22 protein-coding genes and 1 pseudogene are annotated in these 22,647 nt (G+C 72.1%); 8 read left to right on the top strand and 15 right to left on the bottom strand.

Going from position 1 to position 22,647, the window contains the following annotated elements; translation table 11 throughout:
- Positions 1–18 precede the first annotated feature (18 nt).
- From cpaB to ACYVOO_RS19150, 3 genes are all read right to left on the bottom strand, one after another.
- Positions 19–756 carry a Flp pilus assembly protein CpaB gene (gene cpaB / locus ACYVOO_RS19160; RefSeq protein ID WP_461016854.1) on the bottom strand — a complete coding sequence of 246 codons (738 nt, stop codon included), beginning with the start codon at positions 754–756 and terminating at the stop codon, positions 19–21.
- 3 nt (positions 757–759) lie between these two features.
- On the bottom strand, positions 760–1,740 hold the full coding sequence (locus ACYVOO_RS19155; RefSeq protein ID WP_461016853.1) for a hypothetical protein: 981 nt from the start codon (positions 1,738–1,740) through the stop codon (positions 760–762).
- An 898-nt stretch (positions 1,741–2,638) separates the two neighbouring features.
- Complete coding sequence (locus ACYVOO_RS19150) at positions 2,639–3,487, bottom strand: helix-turn-helix transcriptional regulator (protein WP_461016852.1); 849 nt, start codon at positions 3,485–3,487, stop codon at positions 2,639–2,641.
- 240 nt (positions 3,488–3,727) lie between these two features.
- Between ACYVOO_RS19150 and ACYVOO_RS19145 the strand changes: the two genes are divergently transcribed.
- Together ACYVOO_RS19145 and ACYVOO_RS19140 are read left to right on the top strand one after the other, a co-directional pair.
- Positions 3,728–4,678, top strand: a complete 951-nt coding sequence (locus tag ACYVOO_RS19145; RefSeq protein WP_461016851.1) for an SDR family oxidoreductase — start codon at positions 3,728–3,730, stop codon at positions 4,676–4,678.
- A gap of 18 nt (positions 4,679–4,696) precedes the next feature.
- Positions 4,697–4,903: a hypothetical protein gene (locus tag ACYVOO_RS19140; RefSeq protein ID WP_461016850.1), complete on the top strand. Its 207-nt coding sequence runs from the start codon at positions 4,697–4,699 to the stop codon at positions 4,901–4,903.
- 113 nt (positions 4,904–5,016) lie between these two features.
- On the opposite strand, the gene ACYVOO_RS19135 is transcribed toward ACYVOO_RS19140, so the two are convergent.
- Positions 5,017–6,264 carry an Nramp family divalent metal transporter gene (locus ACYVOO_RS19135; RefSeq protein ID WP_461016910.1) on the bottom strand — a complete coding sequence of 416 codons (1,248 nt, stop codon included), beginning with the start codon at positions 6,262–6,264 and terminating at the stop codon, positions 5,017–5,019.
- Between the two features lie 353 nt (positions 6,265–6,617).
- Here ACYVOO_RS19135 and ACYVOO_RS19130 point away from each other — a divergent pair, with 353 nt between their 5' ends.
- Positions 6,618–7,715: a chitinase gene (locus tag ACYVOO_RS19130; protein WP_461016849.1), complete on the top strand. Its 1,098-nt coding sequence runs from the start codon at positions 6,618–6,620 to the stop codon at positions 7,713–7,715.
- A gap of 76 nt (positions 7,716–7,791) precedes the next feature.
- Here ACYVOO_RS19130 and ACYVOO_RS19125 read toward each other — a convergent pair whose 3' ends face one another.
- From ACYVOO_RS19125 to ACYVOO_RS19100, 6 genes are all read right to left on the bottom strand, one after another.
- The gene (locus ACYVOO_RS19125; protein ID WP_461016848.1) at positions 7,792–8,673 is read right to left on the bottom strand and encodes a trypsin-like serine peptidase; all 882 of its coding nucleotides are present in this window, start codon (positions 8,671–8,673) and stop codon (positions 7,792–7,794) included.
- Positions 8,674–8,801: 128 nt separating this feature from the next.
- Positions 8,802–9,656 carry a S1 family peptidase gene (locus tag ACYVOO_RS19120; RefSeq protein ID WP_461016847.1) on the bottom strand — a complete coding sequence of 285 codons (855 nt, stop codon included), beginning with the start codon at positions 9,654–9,656 and terminating at the stop codon, positions 8,802–8,804.
- A 190-nt stretch (positions 9,657–9,846) separates the two neighbouring features.
- Positions 9,847–11,319 carry a GntP family permease gene (locus ACYVOO_RS19115; protein ID WP_461016846.1) on the bottom strand — a complete coding sequence of 491 codons (1,473 nt, stop codon included), beginning with the start codon at positions 11,317–11,319 and terminating at the stop codon, positions 9,847–9,849.
- 478 nt (positions 11,320–11,797) lie between these two features.
- Positions 11,798–12,211: a RidA family protein gene (locus tag ACYVOO_RS19110; RefSeq protein ID WP_461016845.1), complete on the bottom strand. Its 414-nt coding sequence runs from the start codon at positions 12,209–12,211 to the stop codon at positions 11,798–11,800.
- On the bottom strand, positions 12,208–12,987 hold the full coding sequence (locus ACYVOO_RS19105; RefSeq protein WP_461016844.1) for an IclR family transcriptional regulator: 780 nt from the start codon (positions 12,985–12,987) through the stop codon (positions 12,208–12,210). Before ACYVOO_RS19105 ends, ACYVOO_RS19110 begins: the two co-directional genes overlap by 4 nt.
- Positions 12,984–14,255 carry a sugar kinase gene (locus ACYVOO_RS19100; RefSeq protein ID WP_461016843.1) on the bottom strand — a complete coding sequence of 424 codons (1,272 nt, stop codon included), beginning with the start codon at positions 14,253–14,255 and terminating at the stop codon, positions 12,984–12,986. Before ACYVOO_RS19100 ends, ACYVOO_RS19105 begins: the two co-directional genes overlap by 4 nt.
- Positions 14,256–14,401: 146 nt before the next feature.
- On the opposite strand from ACYVOO_RS19100, the gene ACYVOO_RS19095 reads away from it, so the two are divergent.
- Both ACYVOO_RS19095 and ACYVOO_RS19090 read left to right on the top strand, forming a co-directional pair.
- A complete protein-coding gene (locus ACYVOO_RS19095; RefSeq protein WP_461016842.1) occupies positions 14,402–15,715 on the top strand; it encodes an amino acid deaminase in 1,314 nt (437 codons plus the stop codon).
- 49 nt (positions 15,716–15,764) lie between these two features.
- Complete coding sequence (locus ACYVOO_RS19090) at positions 15,765–17,375, top strand: N-acyl-D-amino-acid deacylase family protein (RefSeq protein ID WP_461016909.1); 1,611 nt, start codon at positions 15,765–15,767, stop codon at positions 17,373–17,375.
- A gap of 25 nt (positions 17,376–17,400) precedes the next feature.
- On the opposite strand, the gene ACYVOO_RS19085 is transcribed toward ACYVOO_RS19090, so the two are convergent.
- Positions 17,401–18,252 carry a helix-turn-helix transcriptional regulator gene (locus ACYVOO_RS19085; protein ID WP_461016841.1) on the bottom strand — a complete coding sequence of 284 codons (852 nt, stop codon included), beginning with the start codon at positions 18,250–18,252 and terminating at the stop codon, positions 17,401–17,403.
- A gap of 86 nt (positions 18,253–18,338) precedes the next feature.
- On the opposite strand from ACYVOO_RS19085, the gene ACYVOO_RS19080 reads away from it, so the two are divergent.
- On the top strand, positions 18,339–19,130 hold the full coding sequence (locus ACYVOO_RS19080) for an SDR family NAD(P)-dependent oxidoreductase (RefSeq protein WP_461016840.1): 792 nt from the start codon (positions 18,339–18,341) through the stop codon (positions 19,128–19,130).
- Between the two features lie 142 nt (positions 19,131–19,272).
- On the opposite strand, the gene ACYVOO_RS19075 is transcribed toward ACYVOO_RS19080, so the two are convergent.
- Genes ACYVOO_RS19075 through ACYVOO_RS19060 form a run of 4 tightly spaced genes read right to left on the bottom strand, consistent with a single transcriptional unit; the run spans position 19,273 to position 20,589 of the window.
- A complete protein-coding gene (locus tag ACYVOO_RS19075; RefSeq protein ID WP_461016839.1) occupies positions 19,273–19,761 on the bottom strand; it encodes a hypothetical protein in 489 nt (162 codons plus the stop codon).
- Positions 19,762–19,778: 17 nt separating this feature from the next.
- Positions 19,779–19,964, bottom strand: a complete 186-nt coding sequence (locus ACYVOO_RS19070; RefSeq protein ID WP_461016838.1) for a hypothetical protein — start codon at positions 19,962–19,964, stop codon at positions 19,779–19,781.
- A complete protein-coding gene (locus ACYVOO_RS19065) occupies positions 19,961–20,236 on the bottom strand; it encodes a hypothetical protein (RefSeq protein ID WP_461016837.1) in 276 nt (91 codons plus the stop codon). The genes ACYVOO_RS19070 and ACYVOO_RS19065 overlap by 4 nt, the downstream gene beginning before the upstream one ends.
- Positions 20,233–20,589 (bottom strand): hypothetical protein, encoded by a 357-nt coding sequence (locus tag ACYVOO_RS19060; RefSeq protein ID WP_461016836.1) that lies wholly within the window; start codon positions 20,587–20,589, stop codon positions 20,233–20,235. The genes ACYVOO_RS19065 and ACYVOO_RS19060 overlap by 4 nt, the downstream gene beginning before the upstream one ends.
- Before the next feature lie 416 nt (positions 20,590–21,005).
- Between ACYVOO_RS19060 and ACYVOO_RS19055 the strand changes: the two genes are divergently transcribed.
- Together ACYVOO_RS19055 and ACYVOO_RS19050 are read left to right on the top strand one after the other, a co-directional pair.
- The gene (locus ACYVOO_RS19055) at positions 21,006–22,256 is read left to right on the top strand and encodes a helix-turn-helix domain-containing protein (protein ID WP_461016835.1); all 1,251 of its coding nucleotides are present in this window, start codon (positions 21,006–21,008) and stop codon (positions 22,254–22,256) included.
- Between the two features lie 154 nt (positions 22,257–22,410).
- Positions 22,411–22,647, top strand: a pseudogene (locus tag ACYVOO_RS19050) (hypothetical protein); the annotation flags it as partial.

Raw genomic sequence — 22,647 nt, 5'->3', positions numbered from 1 at the left:
TCGCCGTGCCCGTCTCGCTCACTGCTCCCCGGGGAGGGTGTAGGTGCGTTCGTCCTCAGGGATCTCCGAATCGTCCCCGGGTGCGACGAGGGCCAGCCGCACGTGTTCCGCGAACGACTCGGCGTACGCCACGCGCTGCGCGTCGACCGTGGAGAGGGCGAAGGTGATCGGTACCCCCTCGCGCTCGCGCTGGCGGGTGCGCTCGTCCTGCTCGCCGGAGTCATTGAGGGGGCTGAGCTTGCCGACGTCGATGACCTTGGCGCCGGTCACGATGACCTTCGACTGGGACGGTGTCTCGCCGCCCCCCTTGCCGCCGGTGCGCTGCTCGCCCTCGAAGGTGGCGTAGATGTTCACCTCATTGCCGGGGTTGATCTTCCCGGCGACGCCGGTCTCCGCGTCGATCATGATGGCGATCTCCTGCTGCCCCGGCTTCAGCTCGGGACGCGCCGCCATCATGTCGCTCTGGAGCAGCGAGCCCTTGCGCAGAGCATTGCTGGCGATCTTGCCGCGTACGTCGGCGAGGTCCGTCACCGCCGTCTCGGGCAGCCAGCGCTCCGGCATCGAGACCTCGGTGAACTGGCTCGCGTTCAGGGCGCGGTAGGCGGGCACGTCCGCCTTCAGCTCGTACGCGGTCGTCTCCGGGCCGACCTTCGACTCCACGTTCCGTATCAGCGCCAGCACACCCGCGAACGCCGCTACGGCGCACAGGGCGGAGACGATCAGAAGGATGACGCCGCGGCGCTGGCGTGAGTTCATGGACTAGAGACCTCGGGGATCGGCGACGACGGCGGGGCCGTACTGGGCGGCGGCGTGCGGCGTTGCGTGACGGTCCTGCGGCACAGCGAGGGCCGGGGTGGCGGGGGTGCGGGCCACGGCGTCCTGGCCCCCGGCCCGCCCGTTGCCAGGGCCCGGCGGCGCGGGCGCCGCGCAGAAGGCGCAGCGGTCCCCGATCAGCTCCAGGCCGCACCAGTGGCACGCGTCGCGCCGCACGGAGGAGACGAGCTGGTGCAGCACGGAGGTGTCCGGGATGGCGGCGGCGAACTCGACGAGCTTCCCCGTCCCCCACCAGCGCGCCGTGTCCCCCGGCAGATACGCCTCGTGCACCTCGCTGACCCGCCACTGCGCGGCCAGCGTGCCCGTCACCCACTCCGAGGTGAGCTGGCCGCGCGCGAGGGTCAGATGGGTGGCGAACTGGGGCCCGACGAGGGGCGCTTCCGCCTCACCGCCGCCGGAACCGAGACGTACGAGCTGGGGCGTCGGGGCCGCCAGCACGGCGAACTGGGCGCCCGGCATCCAGGACTTGGCGTGCGCCGTGAGCGAGACGGGGACGTGGTCCAGCTTGGCGACGGAGTTCAGCAGGGCACCCGCGTAGATGTAGTGCGTCAGCAGCCGGGCCGCGGCGCCGAGGACGCCCGGACTGAACTCGCAGACGGAGAGCTGCCGTAACTGCCGGACGAGGACGCCCGTGCCCAGGGGCGGCAGGGTCGTCGGCAGCAGGGCTATGCGGTCGCTCTCCAGCACGGATCTGATGGTGTGCAGACGGTGCAGATAGGGGGTCGGCAGCGTGGAGGGGTAGACCACGACGAGGTAGCCGTGCTGCTCGATCAGCGCGTGCGTCTCGGCGAGCGCCGCTTCGAGGGGCTGGTCCTCGGGTGGGCTGAAGACGTGGGCGCGGGGGGTGTGGCGGTCGGGCGGGGGCAGCATGTGGTCATGGCTGGTGACTGCTAACGCAGTGGACATCCCACCTCCCAGGGCTCACTCTGGACCCAACTTCCCGATCATGCGGCAGATCTGACGACATCACACCTTATCGGCGAGGCCCGCGCCAGAGAACAGCTCTCCACACGCGGTACCGCTTCCGCTCCCGGCGCCTTCAGGGGGCACGGGAGGCGTGCGCTCCCCCAGCCATACCCCCGCGTGGTCGGCCGCCAATCGGATTCCGGGTGTCATCTGTGTGTCGGTCCGGGTGGGGGCGCAGCGCTGTCCGGTTCGACGTTTCGGGGTTGCCCTCTTCGTCGGGGGTGTTGCGCGGGACGGGTCCCCTTCGCGGGGTGCGGAAGGAAACGGGGGGGTTCCCGGTTCGCCGGGGGTGTTGCGCGGGACGGTCGGCCGGTGTGGTGGGTGCCGTAGGGTCCCGCGCTGATTTTTGCGCCGTGGCACGGGGGCGGTGCGCGTGTGGCTTGGCGCCGTGTTCGGGTGCGGCTGTGTGGCTTCGGCGCGGCCTATGGACCGGTAGTACGCGGCTGACGCCGCGTGGTTCTTGGCTTGTGCCGGTGGTTGTGGGGTTGGTGTGTGGTGGGGGTCGGTGCCGTCGACAAGTGCGGGTCGGCTTTTCGGCTGCCTGCACATACTCGTCGCCACCACTTGCGGGGACACCCCACCACGTCCCCTCCCACCCGGTGGCCAACCTCCGGCCCGCTCCCACTGTTGTGGGCAGGCGTTCCGCATGGCGAGGGGGCACCTCCCAGCGGTAGCTGGGGGAGGGTGGGCACAACCCGTGCCACCGGCCCGCAGCCGCGCACGAACCCCCCAAGGGGCACCCACAGACCGCACCCCTAATGAGGTGGGGAACCCCGTGTGGCCCTCACCCCGCACCCCGTGAGGGGGTGCCGCCCGGGGAGGGGTAACCCCCCGTTTCCTACCGCACCCCGCGAAGGGGACCCGTTCCGAGGACGGACAGGAGCTGCAACTTTTCGTAGCTCTCGGTGCCGGGGGCCGCGGTGTAGACGATCAGGAGGTGGGACTGGTCCGGGTCGAGCAGGGTCTGGCAGGTCAGTTCCAGTGGGCCCACCTCGGGGTGGACGAAGTGCTTCACCTCGTGGGGCCGGATGCCGATCTCGTGGTCGTCCCACACTCGGCGGAACTCTTCGCTCTGCGCGAGCAGCAGGTCGACGTAGTGGGCAGCCCGTGAGCCAGGGCCCCGGAGTGTGGCGACCCCTCGCAGGCCCGAGACGAACATGCGGGTGAGGAAGGGGTGGTCGTCGGGGGCGTAGAGGCGGCGCGTGGCGGGGTCGGTGAACCAGCGGTAGCCGATGCTGCGGGCCGGGCCGGTGCAGGCGGTGAGGTCGCCGGTGAGGGCGATGCCGAGCGGGGTCTGCCGCAGTGTCTCGCCCAGTTCGGTGACGATCTCCGCCGGGGTGTCGTGGAGGCGGTCGAGGATGCGCAGCAGCCCGGGGCTGATGTGTTCGCTGTCCGCGCCGCGCGGCGGCGGGGTGTGTCCGGCGAGCCGGAACAGGTGGTCGCGCTCGTCGAGGGTGAGGTGGAGCCCCTGCGCGATGGAGGCGATCATCTGCTCCGACGGCTGGGGCCCGCGTTCCCGTTCGAGCCGCGCGTAGTAGTCGGCCGACATGTGGCACAGCGCGGCCACCTCCTCCCGCCGCAGCCCGCTGGTCCTGCGCCGCTGCCCGCGCGGGAGGCCGACGTCCTCGGGTTGCAGCGACTCGCGGCGGCGCCGGAGGAACTCCGCCAGTCCGGTCCGGTCGATCACCGTGCGTGCCTCCGTCGCTGTGTGTGCGTCACCGTGCGTGTCCCCCGTCGATGCTCATTTCTACCGCCCGCGCACCCCCGCAGCCACGGACTGTCGATCCCCCCTTCACGAGTTGCCGCCGCGACGGCGCCGCCGGAGCCTGGACTTCCCGGTCAGTGGATCGAGCGGCCCTGGATCAGGGGCGTCGACCGCCACGACGGTGGAGGCGACGACATCGCCAGGAGACCCAGGAGCGCGCACATGCCACGCAAGGCCATCGACATCACCGTCCCCGACCTGTCCGGCAGGCGCGCCGTCGTCACCGGCGCGAGCGACGGCATCGGGCTCGGCCTCGCCACGAGGCTCGCCGCTGCCGGGGCCGAGGTGGTCCTGCCCGTGCGGAATCCGCGCAAGGGCGAGGCCGCGATCGCCTCGATCCGACGGACGGTCCCGCACGCTGACGTGTCGCTCCGGGAGCTGGACCTGTCCTCGCTCGACTCCGTCTCGGCCCTCGGCGAGGCCCTGCGGGCGGAGGACCGGCCGGTTCACATCCTCATCAACAACGCCGGTGTCATGACCCCGCCCGAGCGGCAGACGACCGCCGACGGCTTCGAGGTCCAGTTCGGCACCAACCACCTGGGCCACTTCGCGCTGGTGGCCCATCTGCTGCCACTGCTGCGCGCGGGCCGGGCCCGTGTGACGTCGCAGGTCAGCGTCGCGGCGAATCAGGGCGCCATCAACTGGGACGACCTGAACTGGGAACGCTCCTACGACGGCATGAAGGCGTACAGCCAGTCGAAGATCGCGTTCGGGCTGTTCGGCCTCGAACTCGACCGGCGCAGTCTGGCCGAGGGCTGGGGCATCACGAGCAACCTGGCCCACCCCGGGGTCGCTCCGACGAACCTGCTGGCCGCCCGCCCCGAGGTGGGACGGGCCAAGGACACCATGGGCGTGCGCGTGATCCGGGCGCTGTCAGCGCGCGGCATCGTCGTCGGGACGGTCCGCACCGCGCAGCTTCCCGCCCTCTGCGCCGCCACCTCCCCCGACGCCGAGCGCGGCGGGTTCTACGGTCCTCGCGGCCCCGGGCACATGGGCGGGCCGCCCGCCGCGCAGCGGCTCTACTCGCGCCTGCGCGGCACCGAGGAGGCCCGGCGCGTGTGGCGGGTCTCCGAAGAGCTGACGAAGGTTCACTTCCCCGGCCCGCCCCGCTAGGCGTTTCTGGCGGCGGGCATGTCCAGTGGCACCATCGCCGAGATGGCGCCCTGCATGGCCGAGCCGAATGCGGACCGGGCGCGGCAGGCTCTGGAGATCATGGGCCGCGAGCGGGCCCGGCTGTCCGAGGCCATCGACGGCCTCGCCGCCGCCAGGGACGCGCTGGACGACCTCATCGAGGACAACCACGCGTACCTGGCACGGTCGGCGGAGGACGGTTCGTGACCCGCCTCGGGGTCCGGTCCGGGAGCGACGGCTCGGTCCGCGCCCACTGCGCGTCGGTCGACGGCACACCCGGACCAGCGCTCAGTTGATCCGGACGAAACGGCCTGGCCGGCTCACCAGGGCAGGTCCCTGATCTGCTGCACGCACAGCACGATGAACAGCAGCCCGGCCCCGGCCAGCATCACGTTGCTGAGGATGCCGTTGCGCCACTCGCGAGGGGTGCGGTCGGAGTTGAGGAGCCAGAGCAGGGTGAGCGCGAGGAAGGGCATGAAGAAGGCGCCGAGCACGCCGTAGACGACCACCAGGCCGAAGGGCTGGTCGAGGAAGAGCAGTCCCATGGGCGGGAAGGTCAGCCACAGCAGGTAGGCGCGGAAGGGCAGCGACTTCTCGCGCTTGCCCTCGGCGACCTCCTGGACCATCTCCTCACCGTCGGCCGGGACCCCGCTCCTGCGCTCGCGCAGGATGCGCTCGGTGAAGTCGGCGAACATCAGGCTCACGCCGTGCCAGACGCCCATGAGCGCGCCGAACGAGGTGGCGAAGAAGCCGATCAGGAACAGGTTCGCGGTCACCGCTCCGAAGCGGTCCTCCAGGACCTTGCCCAGATCGATCAGGCCCCTGTCGCCCGAGGTGAGGGCGATGTGCGAGGAGTGCAGCAGCTCGGCACCGATGATCATCATGGCGACGACGAAGACGCCGGTGGTGATGTAGGCGACGCGGTTGTCGAGCCGCATCACCCTGATCCAGGTGATGTCGGTCCAGCCCTTGGAGTTCACCCAGTAGCCGTAGGCGGCCATGGTGATCGTGCCGCCGACGCCGCCGATCAGGCCCAGGGTGTAGAAGAGGGAGCCGTCCGGCAGCACGGGCGCGAGACCCGCGAAGGCGTTGCCCAGGTCGGGGGCGACCCGGATCGCGACGTAGACGACGACCAGGAACTTCATCCCGATCACGACCGTCATCGCCTTCTCGAAGACGGCGTACCTGTTGAACCACACGAAGGCCAGCCCCAGCAGGCCGCAGATGACCGCCCACGTCTTGAGCCCGGGGCCGTCGGGGAAGAGCGCGACGAGCGGCAGCGCGCTGGAGGACATGGCGGTGGCGCCGTAGACGAAGCCCCAGATGACGACGTAGACGGCGAAGTAGTACGTCGTCCACCGGCCGAGGCCGCGCCACCCCTCGAAGAGGGTGCGGCCTGTGGCCAGGTGCCAGCGGCCTGTCGCCTCGGCGAGGGAGATCTTCACGAGGCAGCCGATGATGGCGGCCCACAGCAGCGTGTAGCCGAACTTGCTGCCCGCGATGAGCGTGGCCACCAGGTCGCCCGCGCCGACGCCCGTGGCGGCGACGACGATGCCGGGGCCGATCATCTTCCAGCTCGGCTTGCGCAGGCGCGGCGCCGTCCCCTGCCCCGCCCCCGTGTCGGGCTCGGCGCCCGGCCCCGTTCCCGGCTCCGTTCCCGGCTCCGCGCCCTTCCCGGCCTGCGGCGCGCCGTCTTCCGTTGCCATCTCGCTGCCCTCCGCCTCGTCCCCTGTACGCCCGCGCATCCAACCCTTCCCGGGACGATCAGCACAAGGGGTCCGGCGGCGGCAGCACGCACGGGGTCGCTGTCACAGGTCTTGACAACCGTATTGGTCTGGACCACGTTGTACGGCAAGCGCAGGGGCCCCGCGCATCGCACACAGCACCACCCTCCCCATGTCCCCCCACGACGGGAGCAGTTGTGTCACGCGCAAAAACCCGTAGGACCGCACGGCACGCATCCCCCCCCCCCACCCCCACGGCCACCCCCGCATCAGAGAAGCGGCTCCGCGGCCGTGCCCGCCTCGTCGCCGGATTCGCCGCCGCCGTACTCGCCCTCGGCGCGACGGCCGCCGTCGGCACCGCCTACGCGGGCGAGGAGGACGGCGGCGCTGCGGCGCCCGCCGTCGGCGCCTCGGACGTCCCGGCGCACGCGGTCACCGGCTACTGGCAGAACTTCGACAACGGCGCCGCCAAGCAGAAGCTCAGCGACGTCCCGGACGACTACGACATCGTCGCCGTCGCCTTCGCGGACGCGACGGGCTCGCCCGGCGAGGTCGACTTCACCCTCGACCCCGCCACCGGCTACGGCTCGGAGGACGAGTTCAAGGCGGACATCGAGGCGAAGCACGCAGCGGGCAAGTCCGTGATCGTCTCGGTCGGCGGCGAGAAGGGCGCCGTCAGCGTCTCCGACGACGCCTCGGCCGACGCCTTCGCCAAGAGCATCGTGTCCCTGATGGACGAGTACGGCTTCGACGGCGTGGACATCGACCTGGAGAACGGCCTCGACTCCACGTACATGACGCAGGCCCTCAAGTCGATCCAGTCCCAGAAGAGCGACGTCGTGGTCACCATGGCGCCGCAGACCGTGGACATGCAGTCGCCGGAGAACGAGTACTTCAAGACGGCGCTCGCGGTCAAGGACTTCCTGACCGTCGTCAACATGCAGTACTACAACAGCGGTTCGATGAACGGCTGCGACGGCAAGGTCTACTCCTCGGGCACCGTCGACTTCCTCACCTCGCTCGCCTGCGTCCAGTTGGAGGGCGGTCTCGACCCGTCCCAGGTGGGCATCGGCACCCCCGCCACCTCCAGCGCGGCGGGCTCGGGCTTCGTGGAGCCCGGCGTCGTCAACGACGCGCTGGACTGCCTGGCCAAGGGCGAGAACTGCGGCAGCTTCAAGCCCGAGAAGACGTACCCCGGCATCCGGGGCGCCATGACCTGGTCGACCAACTGGGACGCCAGCAACGGGAACGCCTGGTCGAAGACCGTCGGACCGCACGTCGACGGCCTCTCCTGACCCGGACGGACCGCCCCCTCACCACCCCGGGCCCAGGGCCCGGGGTGGCCTGCCGTCGGGCGTCTGCCGTCTGCCGTTACGGCTGGGGCTCGGGGAGCACGCAGCCGCGGCGGTCGAGGTCCAGCTTGTTGCCGTCGCCGACGCAGCGCGCGAGCGTGTAGGTCTGCTGCCCGTAGGCGATGTCGGGCCGCACCGTCACCCGGCCCTTCCTGTCCACCTCGCAGGGGTTGTCCAGGGTGCACCGCTCGCCGTTCTCGTTACGGGTGTTGTTGACCCCGACGACCTTCCCGGTGCGGTTGTCGATGACCGGGGAGCCGGAGGTGCCGCCCTTCGTCTTGCAAGCTGGCGTGTAGCGCAGGGAGTCCTTCCATATCCAGTGGTACTCGTGCAGCTCGGGCACGAAGCCGTCCAGGCCGCACTGGAACTTCTCCCTCCAGTAGCCCGAGACGACGGTGATGTCCTTGCGCGCGACGGGGTGCTTGCTCTGCACCTCCAGCGGATCGATGCCGAACTTGTCCTCGATCTGCTCGTAGGTGGCGTCGAGTTCGTAGAGGGAGACGTCCGTGTCCGTCATCGTCGCGTAGCTGATCTTCGACGCGCTGACCTGCCCCGCGTCGGAGCCGTCGGCGTTCAGCAGCGTGAAGGTCCGGTCCGATGGCTGGTCCGTGACGACCTCCCCTGGACCTGGCATGCCCTCTTCGAGACAGTGCCCGTTGGAGAGCACGAGCCCGGGGTCGCCCGGCTCGGACTCCGGCATCCGCACGAGCGAGCCCGAGCAGTTGCTCAGCGCGACCGTCCCGGCGAACGACGGGACGGCCGACGGTCTCTTGTCCACCGTGGCCGCCGCGCCCGCCGTATCCGCCGTATCCGCCGCCGACGCGGGGGCCGCCGCGAGCCCCGCGAGGGCCAGTGCCGCAGTGCAGGTCGCCGCGAACAAGCCGGCGAGAGGTCTCTTCATGGGGTTCCTCTCCGGTACCGAAAGTGTGTCCGGTGTGACCCGGGGCATTCTTGAGCCCCGGGTCACAGGCCCACAAGAGCGCGGTACGAAGCGGAAGCGGAGCGCCCGTGCTCCGGTACGGGCGGGGGTTACGGCTTGGGCAGGGCGCAGCCGGGGAGGCTGAGGTCGATCTTGTTGCCCTCGCCCACGCACGGGACGAGGGTGTGCGTCTGCTGCCCGTAAGCGATGCCCTCGCGCACGGTCACCTCACCGTTCTCGTCTACCTCGCACGGGTTGTTGAGGGTGCACTCCTCGCCGTTCTCGTTGCGGGTGTTGTTGACGCCGACGACCTTGCCCGAGGCGTTGTCGATGACCGGGGAGCCGGAGGTGCCGCCCTTGGTCTCGCACTCGGGCGTGTAACGGATGGAGTCCTTCATCGTCCAGCCGTCCTCGCGCAGTTCGGGCACGAAGCCGTCGATGGAGCAGGCGAACGTCTCTTTCCAGTAGCCGGAGACGACGGTGATGGCGTTGCCCTGCGTGGGGTGCGCGGCCTCCACGTCCAGCGGGGCTATCCCGTACCGGGACTCGATCTGCTCGTAGGTGGAGCCGAGTTCGTAGAGGGAGACGTCCGTGTCGGTCATCGTCGCGTAGCTGATCTTCGTGGCGCTGACCCGTCCCGCGCTGGAGCCGTCGGCCTTCAGGAGGGTGAAGGACCGGCTGGAGGGCTGGTCTGTGACGACCTCGCCGGGCTCGGGCATGCCCTCCTGGAGGCAGTGCCCGTTGGAGAGCACGAGCCCTGGATCGCCGGGCTTCGAGTCGGGCATCCGGACGAGCGAGCCGGAGCAGTTGCTGAGCGCGACCGTGCCCGCGAAGTCGGGTGCGACGGCGGCGGGCTTGGACTTGGCGGTTCCGGTGTCGGCGGCGGCCGGAGCCGCGGTGAGTCCCGTGAGCGCGACGGCCGTGCAGAAGGCCGCGCCGAGGGTGCCGACGAGAGATCTCTTCATGTGGGGGGGGCCTCTCGTGTACCGAAGGTTCGTTCGGTCTGACGCGCAGCATTGTTGGCCGTTCGCGCGGCCCCCACAAGACCCCGGAGCCCTTCCCGGAGGCACGCGAACGCGCCCCGGACAAGCGGACGTTGCCGCTCCGGAGCGCGTTCGGTTCGGTACGGGCGGGGCCCAGGACAGGGCCCCGCCGTCAGACGAAGAGGCTCACCACCGCCGCGACCGCGAAGCCCGCCACCGACAGCACCGACTCCAGCACGGTCCAGGACTTGAGCGTGTCGCGCTCGGAGATGCCGAAGTACTTGGCGACCATCCAGAACCCGCCGTCGTTCACGTGCGAGGCGAAGATGGAGCCCGCCGAGATGGCCATGATGACCAGCGCGACGCTCGCCTGCGAGAAGTCACCGGCCGAGAGCAGCGGCGCGACGATGCCCGCCGTCGTCACGATGGCGACCGTCGCCGAGCCCTGGGCCACGCGCAGCACGACGGAGATCAGCCAGGCGAGCAGGATCACGGGCAGCCCGGCGTCGCTGAACGCGTCCGCGAGGGCCTGGGCGACGCCGCTGCCCTGGAGCACGGCGCCGAAGACGCCGCCCGCGCCGACGACGAGCAGGATGTTGCCGATCGGCTTCAGCGACGAGGTGGAGACGGTCTCCAGGGACTTGCGGGACCAGCCGCGCCGGATGCCCAGCAGCCAGTACGCGAGGAACAGCGCAAGGGTCAGGGCCACGAAGGGGTGCCCGAAGAACTCGATGACCGAGCGCAGCGTGGAGGGGTCCAGCGCGATGGAGGAGAACGTCGCCAGGAGGATGAGGACGAGCGGGGTGCCGATGATGGTGAGCACGGTGCCGAGCGCGACGGGCTTCTCGGCTGGCGTGGTCCCCGAGGCGCGCTGCTCGGCGGCGACGGCCGCCTTGGACTCCTCCATGGCCTCGACCATGTCCTGCGGGACCTCGACGAAGATGCGCTTGCCGATCCACGCGGAGTACGCCCAGGCGGCCAGCACGGCGGGGATGCCGCAGACGATGCCCATGAGGATGACCCAGCCCAGGTCCACCTTCAGCAGCCCTGCGGCGGCGACGGGGCCCGGGTGGGGCGGCAGGAAGGCGTGCGTCATGGAGAGCCCGGCGAGCAGCGGCATCGCGTAGAGCAGCACGGACTTGCCGGAGCGCTTGGCGGCGGCGTAGACGATCGGCGCGAGGACGAAGATGCCGACGTCGAAGAAGACGGGGATGCCGAAAATGAGGCCCGTCAGACCCATGGCCAGCGGGGCGCGCTTCTCGCCGAAGAGGCCGAGGAGGCGCGTGGAGAGCGCCTCGGCGCCGCCGCTGACCTCCAGTATCGCGCCGAGCATGGTGCCCAGGCCGATGATGACCGCGACATGGCCGAGGATGCCGCCCATGCCGGACTCGATGAGCGAGACCGCGTCCGACTTCTGGACGGTGCCGAAGAGTTCGGTCACCGAGAGCCCCGCGCCCAGGCCGACCGCGATGGAGACCGCGAGGAGGGCCACGAAGGGCTGGAGGCGGACCTTGATGATCAGGAAGAGCAGCAGCAGGATGCCCAGCGCGGCGACGGTCAGCAGACCGCCCGTACCGCCGATGAGGGCGAGCAGTCCGCCGGTGTGTGGTGGCGCGCTCTCTGGCGCGGGGGCGGCGAGCAACATGGGGAACCTCGTTGTTTCCGTGCTGGTTTCGGGGTGTCCGGCGAGTTCGGGTCTCCGGCGTGGGGGGTTGCGGGGGTGCGGTGCGGGTGTCGCGCGGCGGCGGCGCGGGGTGCGTCGCGGTGGCCTCGCGCCGGCGTCGCGGGGGTGGATCCGGAGGGGGTGCCCCGGCCGCGACGCGTGGGCGGGGGGTCCCTGCGCGTCGGGCCGGGGCGCCGCGCCCGCCCTCGGGGGGATGGGCAGACGCGGGCCTGTGCGGGGCCGTGGCACGGCGGGCCGGGTGGCGGCGCGGCGGTGTCACGCCCGAGGGGGCACGGCCGCGGAGTGCTGCGGCGTGCCGGGGGCGGCGGCGGGCGGGGCGCGGGACGGCGTACGGCTGCGTACGTCACCGGTCGCCTACGGCCGCTGTCCGACGGGGCCTTCGGCCCCCAGGCGCGGCGCGACGGTGTGCGGCGCGCCCGGCGGGCCCGTCGGGGAGGCGTCAGCCGAGGACGGCCAGCGCGTCGATCTCGACGAGGAGACCGGCCGGGAGGCCGACGTACACCGTGGTGCGGGCCGCCGGGGCCTCCTGGAGGCCGTCGAAGTACTCGTTGTAGATCGCGTTCAGCTCGGCGAAGTGCGAGGTGTCGGTGAGGTAGACGCGCATCATCATCACGTCCTCCCAGCTCGCGCCGCCCTCCTTGAGGATGGCCTCGACGTTGGCGAGGGTCTGGAGGGTCTGCTCGCGCAGCCCGGGGCCCACGGGGGTGGGGGCCTGGCCCTCGACGGCCGGGCCGAACCCGACCTGGCCCGCGACCTGGAGGATGTTGCCCTTCTTGACGCCGTGCGAGAACTTCGCGGGCGGGGTGGTGTGCGTCGCCGGGGTGAGGGCGGTCTTGGTCAGCTTCTCGCTCATGGCTTTCCCTGCTGTCCTTGCTGTTCCTTGGGAGGGGTCTTTCCTGAGTACTCGGCGCTGACGGCGTCGGCGGTGCGGCGCACCAGCGGGACGAGCTTGAGGAGTTCGTCGGCGCTGACGACGACGTTCGGCGCGGACACCGACATCGCGGCGACGGCGCGCCCGTCCGCGCCCCTGATCGGGGCGCCGACGCAGTTGATGGACTCCTCGTGACCACCGAGATCGGTGGCCCAGCCCTGTTCGCGCACCTTCGCCAGTTCCGTGCGGAAGGCGGCGGCGTTCGGGGTCGAACGGGGCGTGTACATGGGGTAGTCGAGCCGTTCGGCGACGGCGCGCCGCTCGGTCTCGGGGAGGTCGGCGAGCAGCAGCTTGGCCACGGCCGCGACGGTGATGGCGACGGGCTTGCCGATGCGCGAGTACATCCGCACCGGGTAGCGGCTCTCGACCTTGTCGATGTAGAGGACCTCGTTCTCCTCGTAGACGGCGAGGTGGACGGTGTGGCCCGTCCGCTCGTTCAGCTCCACGAGGTGGGGGTGGGCGATCTCCCGTACGTCGAGATTCTCGACGGCCTCCTGCGCGAGCGCGAAGAGGCGCGCGCCGAGCCGGTAGCGCTGGTCGGGCTGGCGGTAGACGATGCCGTGTTCGTGGAGCGTACGGAGGAGGCGCAGCGCGGTGGACTTGTGGACGCCGAGCCGCTGGGACACCTGCTCCAGGTTGGCAGGGCCCTCGGCGAGGAGGGGGAGGATGCTCAGGGCTCTGTCGACGGTCTGGCTCATGTGGCGTTCGCCTTCTCTGCCTCTGCGATCTGTGCCGCGCTCTGGGTCGCCGCTTCCGGTGCGTTCGCGGCCCGGCCGTCCGGGTCCTGTGCGGGTTCCGGTTCGCGGTCCGTTCCCGTTCCCGTTCCCGTTCCCGTTCCCGGTTCGCTGTCCGGTTCGCCGGTCCAGCCGGGGCCGAGACGCAGTGTCCCCCACGCCTCGTCGTCGAGTGCGGCCAGCCGGTCGGCGTGCGCGCGGGCCGGGGGCGCTGCAAGGTCGCCCGGCACGGTGAGCGCGGCGGCAGCGGTGAGGTGGCCGTGGCGCAGCCGCTCGCGCAGCGGCAGCCCGCGCAGGGTGGCGGAGAGGAACCCGGCGGCGAAGGCGTCCCCCGCGCCGACGGACGCGACGACGTCCACGCGCAGCGCGGGCACGGAGACGACCTGGTCCTCGCGGGCACCGTCGGCCCCGCCCGTGCCGTCAGCCCCGTCCGCGCCGTCGGCCCCGTCCGCCCCGTCGGCCGCGTCGCGGCGGGCGAACGCGGTGGCGCCCCGCGAGCCCTGCTTGACCACCAGCACGGCGGGCTCGGGCAGCGCGGCCCGTACGGCGGCAGGGCCGCCCGTGACGCCCCAGGCGGCCTCGGCCTCGTCGTCGCCGACGAAGACCACGTCGGCGCCGCGCGCGAGGTCCAGCAGGACGCCGGGGCCGCCGCCCTCGGGGGCACAGGACCACAGGCCCATGCGGTAGTTGACGTCGAAGGAGACGAGCGGGCGCCCGGGGCGCGGCGCGGTGAGGGTGCGCAGCAGCGCGAGGCAGCCGTCGGAGAGCGCGGCCGTGATGCCGGTGAGGTGCAGGACGCGGCCCGTGTCGGCGCGCTCGACGGGGGTGTTGTCCGGGGACATGGCGGAGGCGGCCGACCCGGCGCGGTAGTAGGCGACCTCGGCGACGGGCCCGGCGCCCGGGTCCTCCCCCGCGAGCCCCGCGTCGCGCTCGCCCTCCGTGCGGAAGTAGATCCCCGTCGGCCGGTCCGCGTCGCGCTCGACGGCCGAGACGTCCACGCCGTGCCCGGCGACGGCCGCCACGAGGTGGTCGCCGAAGCCGTCGGCGCCTACCCGGCTGACCCAGCGCGTGGTGTGCCCGGCGCGGGCGAGGGCGCAGGCCACGTTGGACTCGGCGCCGCCGATGGCCCGTGCGAAGGAGGGCACGTCGGCCAGTGGGCCGGGGCGGGAGGGCAGGAACGTGACCATGGACTCGCCCAGGCAGACGACGTCGGCGTGCGGGGTGCTGGTCACGATCTGTACCGCTCCTCATCCTCGGGATGCCCTTGGGATCGCCTTGGGATCCATTGACCGGGTGTTCGCCGGGATGCTAGACAGCAGTGAGCGTTATACGCAATGGCTGTTGCATTTCTTGCAACAAGATTTTTTACGGAGCCGCCATGACCGCCGCCGACAACGCAGTCGCCGACCGCTCGGCCGACCTCGCCCGTCTGGCCCGCCTCGCCGACGAGAAGGTCGACCACCGCTTCAAGGGGCTCCCCCCGGACGCGGCCGGGACGACCGTCGGCGCGCTGGCGGCCGAGCGCCGCAACGTGTTCACCGGCGGCTTCACCACCCCCGTCATGGCCCTGTCCGCCGAGCGCCTGGAGCACAACCTCGCGCTGATGGAGACCTACTCGGCACGCCACGGGCTCGCCTTCGCACCGCACGGCAAGACCTCCATGGCGCCGCAGCTCTTCGCGCGCCAACTGGAGCACGGCGCCTGGGGCATCACCCTCGCCGTCCCGCACCAGGCGCGCGTGGCCCGCGCCTACGGCGTGCCCCGGATCTTCCTCGCCAACGAGCTGGTGGATGCCGCAGCGCTGCGCTGGGTCGCGGGCGAGCTGGACGCGGACCCCGGCTTCCGGTTCGTCTGCTACGTCGACTCCGAGCGCGGCGTCGCGCTGATGGACGAGGCGCTGCGCGACGCGGGCGCCACCCGCCCCGTCGACGTCGTGATCGAGCTGGGCGCGGGCGAGGGCGCGCGCACCGGCGCCCGCACCGAGGACGAGTGCCGAGCGCTGGCCGGAGCCGTCGCCGCCACCGGCACCCTGCGCCTGGCCGGCGTCGCGGGCTACGAGGGCGAGGTCCCGCAGGCCGACCACGCCCGCGTGACGGCCTGGCTGCGCCGCCTCACCGCGCTGGCCGCCGGGCTCGACGCGGACGGGCACTTCGACGGCGTGGACGAGATCGTCGTGAGCGCGGGCGGCAGCGCCTGGTTCGACGCGGTCGCCGAGGTCTTCGCCGAGCTGCCCGAGCTGTCGCGGCCGGTGCTGAAGCTGCTGCGCTCGGGCGCGTACGTCTCGCACGACGACGGCCACTACAAGGAGTTGACCCCCTTCAACCGCGTCCCCGACGAGGGCGCGCTCCAGTCCGCTTTCACGCTGTGGACGCAGGTCGTCTCGCGGCCCGCGCCAGGCCAGGCGTTCCTGAACGCGGGCAAGCGCGACGCGGCCTACGACCTCCACCTGCCCGAGGCGCACGCGGTGCGCTCCTCGCGCGACGGCACGGTGCGGGGCGCCGAGGGCATCACCGTCACGGGGCTCTCCGACCAGCACGCGTGGGTGCGCACGGACGAGGGCGTCGAGCTGGAGGTCGGGGACTGGGTCGCGCTCGGCATGTCGCACCCGTGCACGATCTTCGACAAGTGGCAGCTCATCCCCCTCGTCGAGGCGGACGGCACGGTGACGGACCTGATCCGCACCTTCTTCTGAGGGCCGCGCGGAACCGAAGGGTGGAGTGAGGAAGAACATGGGCATGAACATGGACCTGGTCATCAGAGACGCCCGCGTCGTGGACGGCAGCGGCGGTCCCTCCTACCGCGCCGACGTCGGCGTACGCGAGGGCCGCGTCGCCGAGATCCGCCGCGAGGACGCGACGGAGCCGCGCCCCCAGGGCAGGCGGGTCATCGAGGCGGACGGGCTGGCCCTCTCCCCCGGGTTCATCGACATGCACGCCCACTCCGACCTCGCGCTGCTGCGCGACCCCGACCACTCGGCGAAGGCAGCGCAGGGCGTCACCCTCGAAGTCATCGGCCAGGACGGCCTGTCCTACGCGCCCGTGGACGAGCGCACCCTGGCCGAGGTGCGCTCCGCCATCACGGGCTGGAACGGCGACGGCAGCGACATCGACTTCGACTGGCGCACCGTCGGCGAGTACCTCGACCGCATCGACCGCCAGGGCACCGCCGTCAACGCCGCGTATCTGATCCCGCAGGGCACCGTGCGGATGCTCGCCGTCGGCTGGGACGCCAGGCCGGCGACGCCCGACGAGGTCACGCGCATGCGCCGGCTCGTCGCGGAGGGCCTGGAGCAGGGCGCGGTCGGCATGTCCTCCGGGCTCACCTACACACCGGGCATGTACGCGTCGGACGCGGAGCTGACGGAACTGTGCCGCACCGTCGCCGCGTACGGCGGCTACTACTGCCCGCACCACCGCTCCTACGGCGCGGGCGCGCTCCAGGCGTACGAGGAGATGGTCGCGCTCACCCACGAGGCGGGCTGCGCGCTCCATCTCGCGCACGCCACCATGAACTTCGGCGTGAACAAGGGCAAGGCCCCCGAACTGCTGGCCCTCCTGAACCGCGCGGTGGGCGACGGCGCGGACATCACGCTCGACACCTACCCGTACACCCCCGGCTGCACGACGCTCGTCGCGATGCTGCCGAGCTGGGCGAGCGAGGGCGGGCCCGAGTCGGTCATGAAGCGGCTCGCGGACCCGGAGACCACGGCGCGCATCCGCCACGTCATGGAGGTCGAGGGCGCAGACGGCTGCCACGGGGTGCCCATCGAGTGGGACGCCATCGAGATCTCGGGCGTCAGCGATCCGGCGCTGGACGCGTACGTCGGCAAGACCCTCGCGGAGTCGGCGGCAGAGCGCGGCGAGGAGCCGTTCGTCACCGCGCACCGGCTGCTCGTCGAGGACCGGCTCGGCTCGACGATCCTCCAGCACGTGGGCCACGAGGAGAACGTCCGGCAGATCATGCGCCACCCCGTGCACACGGGCGGCAGCGACGGCATCCTCCAGGGCACCAAGCCGCACCCCCGCGCTTACGGCACGTTCCCGCAGTACCTCGGCCGCTATGTGCGCGAACTGGGCGTCCTCTCGCTGGAGGAGTGCGTCGCGCACCTCACCTCGCGGGCAGCGGCGCGGCTGCGGCTGCCCGACCGGGGGCTGGTGCGCGAGGGGTACCGCGCCGACCTCGTCCTCTTCGACCCGGAGACGGTCGCCGCCGGTTCCACCTTCGAGGCGCCGCGCACGCTGCCCGTCGGCATCCCGCACGTCCTGATCGACGGCCGTCCCGTGATCGAGGACGGCCGCCGCACGGACGTCCTGGCGGGCCGCTCGGTACGGCGCACACCCGCCGCCCGCTGAGGTCCGGGCCGGGCGCCGGGGCCCGTCAGCCGGGCACGTCCATGCGCTGGGTGCCGACGACCGAGAGCAGCCGCAGCGCCTCCTCGGACGATGAGCCGGGGACGGCGGTGTAGATGACCACGCGCTGGTCGCGGTCGGCGACGTCGAGCACGTCGCAGTCCACGGTGACGGGCCCGACGAGGGGATGGTGCAGGGTCTTGCACAGCCTCGGCTCGTCGCTGACGTCGTGCGAGGCCCACAGCTCGGCGAACTCCTCGCTCCCGGCGAGGAGTTCGGCCACCAGCGCGGCCACCTCCGGATCGTCGGGGTAGCGGGCCGCGGCGGCGCGGAGCTGCTGGGCCGCGTGCCGGGCGAACTCGTCCGCGTCGGAGAGCCCGTAGAGCCGCCGCCCCTCCGGGTGCGGCCCGAGGAAGGTGCGGCGCACGAGATTGCGGTCGCGGCGCGGGAGGGCCGAGAAGTCCTCCATGAGCGCTGCGGCCAGCGCGTTCCAGGCGATGACCTCGTACGCCGCCGACAGCACGAAGGCGGCGGCCATCGGCAGCCGGTCCAGCAGATCGGCGAGGCTCTGGCGCACCTCGCGCGAGGGCCCTCGCGACGGTCCTGGCGGCGCGCCCGCCAGGTGGTGCAGGTGGTCGCGCTCGGCGTCCGAGAGGCGCAGCGCGCGGGCGAGCCCGGCCAGCACCTCGCGCGAGGGGCGCGGCGCTCGGGCCTGCTCCAGGCGCGTCCAGTATTCCGTCGAGATGAAGGCCAGTCGCGCCGCCTCCTCGCGGCGCAGCCCCGGGGTGCGCCGTCGCGGCCCGGCGGGCAGGCCGACGTCGGCCGGGGTGATGCGCTCGCGCCTGCTGCGCAGGAAGTCCGCCAGTTCTCGTCTGTCCACGCGTCCAGTGTCGCGGGACGCCGACGCCGCAGCCAGGTACCACCGGTGCCTGGATACGCGCCGGGCCCGGCGGCAGGCTCACCGGCATGGACAACAACATCACCACACCGAACCCGTCTCTGGGCCTGCTGGCGGACAAGACCGTCCTCATCACCGGCGCGGGCCGCGGCATCGGCGCCGCCGCGGCCCGCCTGTTCGCCCGTGAGGGCGCCAGGCTGCTGCTCGCGGCCCGCACGGAGTCCCAGCTGAAGGCCGTGACCGAGGAGGTCAGGGCGGCGGGCGGCACCGCCGACTACGCGGTCTGCGACCTGGCCGACGCGGCCAGCGTCCGCGCCACCGTCGAACGGACCGTGGAGCTGTACGGGCGACTGGACGGCGCCTTCAACAACGGCGCGACGGGCGTGCCGCCGGGCCCGATGGACCAGACGCCGGAGACCGACTTCGACCACGTCTACGCCGTCAACCTCAAGGGCCCCTGGCTGGCCATGTCGGCCCAGGTCGCCGCCATCCGCGCCACGGCTGGCACGGGCGCCATCGTCAACAACAGCAGCATCGGCAGCCTCCGCGGCAACCCCGAACTTCCCGCCTACGGCGCCATGAAGCGTGCGGTCAACAGCCTCACCGAGTCGGCGGCCATGACGTACGGCCCGGAGGGCATCCGCGTCAACGCGATCGCACCGGGCACGACGCTGACCGAGATGATCCGCGACTGGGACGCGGCCTCACCGGGCGTCATCGACCGCCTCAACGCGGCGACCCCACTGCGCCGGGCCGCCGACCCGGAGGAGATCGCCCAGGCCGCTGCCTGGCTGCTGAGCGACCGCGCCTCGTACGTGACGGGCACGGTCCTCCCCGTCGACGGCGGCGCACGGGCCTGACCGGGGTCGAGGCGGGGGCGCGGGGGTGCCCCCGCGCGGGTGCCCCGGCACGGGGTCCGGGTGCCGGTCGCCGTCACGCCCACACCGGGACGTGGGGCCCGCCCCCTGGACCGCTGCCGACGGTTCCCCGGGGGCGGGCGCTTTATGGGGTGACGGTGGTCAGTTGGAGTGCCCGCCCGCCGACGAGCGGTGCCGTGAGGATGACGGCGCGGCCCTCGTGCTCCAGCGCCTTGCCGATGCGGGTGTGGCGGGCATGCCACCAGTGCCGGGGGGTGAGGAGGGTGGACAGGCAGTCGCGGGTCTCGCCGTCCACCGTGATGCGTTCGCCCTTCTCGCGCAGGCGCAGGGGGTGGCAGGCGTGGGCGGTGAGGAGGGTGGCGAGGTTGCCTTCCATGATCTCGATGACCTGGCCTGAGGGCATGGGGCGCGGGTAGCTGGTGAGGAACGCCGGGCCGTGCGGCAGCTCGTACATGAGGCGCACGGCGCGGTCCTGGATGCGGCGCATCACGAAGTGTTGCTGTTGGCCTTCGAGCACGGCGATGGGGAAGCCCGCTGATGCCGCCCAGCCGTGGGGGTCGTAGAAGACATCCTCGGGGTCGGCGGGGATAAGGACGGTGTGGTCGCGAGGCACAGATTTGCTCCTGGGGTTCAGCGGGTGGCGGTGACGTAGACGAGGGTGACGATGAGTGCGGCGAGGACCGTTATGGAGGCGATCTGCTCACGCCGCCCTGGTGGGCACAGGGGGCAGGCCAGGACGGGCTGTTCCGGCCAGTGCCACTGGACGATGCGCCCTTCTGCGGTCCAGCAGCCGCACCGGCCACAGACCCCGGTCACGGCGGTCCCACCACCCGCAGGGCGGGCGGTGATTCGGCATCCGGCGCGGTGTCGTCGGTGGGGCGTTTTCCGGCGCCGGTGAAGACGGTGATGACACGGGCCACGGTCTCTCCGGTCACGTGGGCGCGGATCGCCGCGAGGGGGAGGTAGGCGCCGTGCCAGGGGCACAGCCACACCGGTTCGTGCCACGGGTAACGCGCGGTGGGCAGGTAGCGCACGACGGGACCCACGTGGCGGTCGCCCTCCACCGCACACTCACGCGACGCGCTCACCGGTCCGCCTCCGGTGCCTGTTGGCGTACGGCGTCCAGCGCGGCCCGTAGCGCTTCGGGTGAGGTGCAGGTGCGCTCGTTGCCGCTGAGCCAGTGCACGCCGGGGCCCTGTGTGCGCTGCGGGCGGGTCATCAAGAGCGGTCGGCCCGATCTGAAACCCCGCACGCCGGGGCCCTGTGTGCGCTGCGGGCCGGGCATGAACAGCCACGCGCCGATACTCAGATACTCGGTGCCAGCCCCAAAACCGCCACCGGTGTCGTACGGAACGAGGAAGATGAGGTCTTCTTCATCGCAGTAGACGGTTGCGGCGTCCCCGAGCTGCGCGAGCACCGGCCGACCCAACGTTGCAGCCATGCGCACCGCATCCCACCCCTGTCCTGCGGGCCGGATCTCCCAGCGCATCCGCGAGGGCGGAATCTCGGCGCTCACCGGACCCGCCCTCCGGCCCGCGCGCGGCAGCGGCGACACGCGCATGGCGGCCACACCTGGGAGATCAGCGGTCCGCCCGGTGTCGGGTCCACCGCGCGGAGATCGGTGCGGCTCCCCGTCCGGCCCTCGATCCGGTACACCCGCAGCGTCATCGCTGTCCGGTGTTCCTCTGCCGCAGGCGCGGACGGCCCCTCGGCAGTTGTCTTCAGCATGCTGACGCTCCTCACCGTGTGGTCGTGGGGGTCTTGCCTGGACTCCCATCACATCTGGGGTGATTCGCCGGGGAAGGAGCCACAAGGGGGGCCAGGAGGGGGCCAGACTGGACGGTGAGGGGAGGCCCGATGGGTGAGAACATTCGGCGGCGACGCTTCGGTGGGTATCTGGCCGGGCTCCGGCAGGGAACAGGGCTGTCGCAGCGGCAACTCGCCGCACGGCTGTGCGCGGTCTCCGGTACGCACTCGGTCACCCGGAACGAGGTGTCACGGTGGGAACGGGGCGAGCGCGTTCCGGAGAGCTGGCTGCCATTCCTCGCACGGGCCCTGGGGGTGGGCCCCGCAGACATGGAGCAGGCTGCCGCCTACGCGCGCGGCGACCAGCGGTGGCGCCTTCCTGGACCGGCTCCCTCGCTGGCGGAGCTGCTGCCGCCGGGTGATCTCTTCCGACAGGTGGTGCGCTCTGGTCGTCGGATCGGGCGCGAGGAAGTGTCCGCCCTGGCGAGTCGGGTCCACGCGCTGCGTCTCGCGGACGATGTCCTGGCGGGCGGCGATCTGATCGCGCCCGCCTTCCGCGAGCTGCGCGCCTCGGTCATGCTGCACCGCGAGGCGTCGTTCACGGAGGAGACGGGGCGTGCCCTGCTGGTGCAGGTGGGGGAGCTGGGGCAGATCGTGGGGTGGATCGCCAGCGACGCGGGGCGTCTTGCGGACGCGGAACGGGCCTACCGCGTCGGGCTGGACGCGGCACGCCAGGCCGAGGACGCGCCGCTGGTCGGCAACCTCGCCGGGTCGTTGGCCTATCAGTGGTCCAACAACGGCCGGGAGCGCGAGGGCGTCGAGCTGGCCGATGCCGCGGTACGGGAAGCCGGTGAGGACGCCCCTGCCACGGCTCGCGCGCTCTTCCTCGACCGAGTGGCGTGGGCTCATACACGGGCAGGCGAGGCACAGCCCGCGCTCCGCGCCCTCGGCCAGGCGCACGACGCCCTGAGTTCGGAGAGTCCGGAGGGCGGGGAACGGCCCCCGGCGTGGGCCTACTGGGTGAGCACAGCGGAACTTGAGGTGATGGACGCGCGCGTGTTCACCGAACTGCTCCGGCCGTTACGAGCCGTGCCCCTGCTCACGGACGTGCTCGGCCGCTACGACGCGACACACGCACGCGAGCTGGCGCTGTACCGGTCGTGGCTGGCGGTGGCCCTGGCGGACGCCAACGAGCCGGAACAGGCAGCGGCTGAAGCACAACGGATCATCGAGTCCTCGGCGGCCCTGTCCTCGGACAGAACCGCCGCACGCACCCGCGTGGTGCTGGAACGCCTCCGCCCCTTCCCCGTACCCGAAGTGCGCGCGCTCCTCGACCAGCACGGACACCTGCTCCTCACCTGACGCACCACAGCCCGCACAGCCCGCGCCCTCCCGAAGAAGAGGGCCGCCCTCCAGACCGGAGCACGCCATGCGCCCGTGGAAGGATGCGCCCATTCGGCCAGGCCCCACGGAAGCGCTGCGGGACCTGTTGGCGAGCTGAGGAGGGACGGGCGACGTGACCACGATCGCGGTGACCGGGCACATGGATCTGACCGACGGCACCGTCCCCCTGGTGCGGGCAGGTCTGGAGGAGTTGCTCGCGCGCTACGCGCCGTCGGACCTGACCGGCGTCTCGTGCATCGCGAAGGGCAGCGACTCCCTGTTCGCTGAGGCGCTGCTCGCGGTCGGCGGGCGGCTTGTCGTGGTCGTGCCGAGCGAGGACTACCGGCAGGCGAAGGTGAAGCCCGAGCAC

The sequence above is a fragment of the Streptomyces daliensis genome (genome assembly GCF_054782395.1).
Note: the sequence above shows the minus strand (reverse complement) of the source record. Positions and strands in the feature narration are given on the sequence as shown.

Excerpts from the sequence above, each read along its gene's own strand:
- cpaB (WP_461016854.1), bottom strand. The coding sequence starts at position 756 with ATGAACTCACGCCAGCGCCGCGGCGTCATCCTTCTGATCGTCTCCGCC.
- ACYVOO_RS19155 (WP_461016853.1), bottom strand. The coding sequence starts at position 1,740 with ATGTCCACTGCGTTAGCAGTCACCAGCCATGACCACATGCTGCCCCCG.
- ACYVOO_RS19145 (WP_461016851.1), top strand. The coding sequence starts at position 3,728 with ATGCCACGCAAGGCCATCGACATCACCGTCCCCGACCTGTCCGGCAGG.
- ACYVOO_RS19140 (WP_461016850.1), top strand. The coding sequence starts at position 4,697 with ATGTCCAGTGGCACCATCGCCGAGATGGCGCCCTGCATGGCCGAGCCG.
- ACYVOO_RS19135 (WP_461016910.1), bottom strand. The coding sequence starts at position 6,264 with ATGATCGGCCCCGGCATCGTCGTCGCCGCCACGGGCGTCGGCGCGGGC.
- ACYVOO_RS19125 (WP_461016848.1), bottom strand. The coding sequence starts at position 8,673 with ATGAAGAGACCTCTCGCCGGCTTGTTCGCGGCGACCTGCACTGCGGCA.
- ACYVOO_RS19120 (WP_461016847.1), bottom strand. The coding sequence starts at position 9,656 with ATGAAGAGATCTCTCGTCGGCACCCTCGGCGCGGCCTTCTGCACGGCC.
- ACYVOO_RS19115 (WP_461016846.1), bottom strand. The coding sequence starts at position 11,319 with ATGTTGCTCGCCGCCCCCGCGCCAGAGAGCGCGCCACCACACACCGGC.
- ACYVOO_RS19110 (WP_461016845.1), bottom strand. The coding sequence starts at position 12,211 with ATGAGCGAGAAGCTGACCAAGACCGCCCTCACCCCGGCGACGCACACC.
- ACYVOO_RS19105 (WP_461016844.1), bottom strand. The coding sequence starts at position 12,987 with ATGAGCCAGACCGTCGACAGAGCCCTGAGCATCCTCCCCCTCCTCGCC.
- ACYVOO_RS19095 (WP_461016842.1), top strand. The coding sequence starts at position 14,402 with ATGACCGCCGCCGACAACGCAGTCGCCGACCGCTCGGCCGACCTCGCC.
- ACYVOO_RS19090 (WP_461016909.1), top strand. The coding sequence starts at position 15,765 with ATGGACCTGGTCATCAGAGACGCCCGCGTCGTGGACGGCAGCGGCGGT.
- ACYVOO_RS19080 (WP_461016840.1), top strand. The coding sequence starts at position 18,339 with ATGGACAACAACATCACCACACCGAACCCGTCTCTGGGCCTGCTGGCG.
- ACYVOO_RS19060 (WP_461016836.1), bottom strand. The coding sequence starts at position 20,589 with ATGGCTGCAACGTTGGGTCGGCCGGTGCTCGCGCAGCTCGGGGACGCC.
- ACYVOO_RS19055 (WP_461016835.1), top strand. The coding sequence starts at position 21,006 with ATGGGTGAGAACATTCGGCGGCGACGCTTCGGTGGGTATCTGGCCGGG.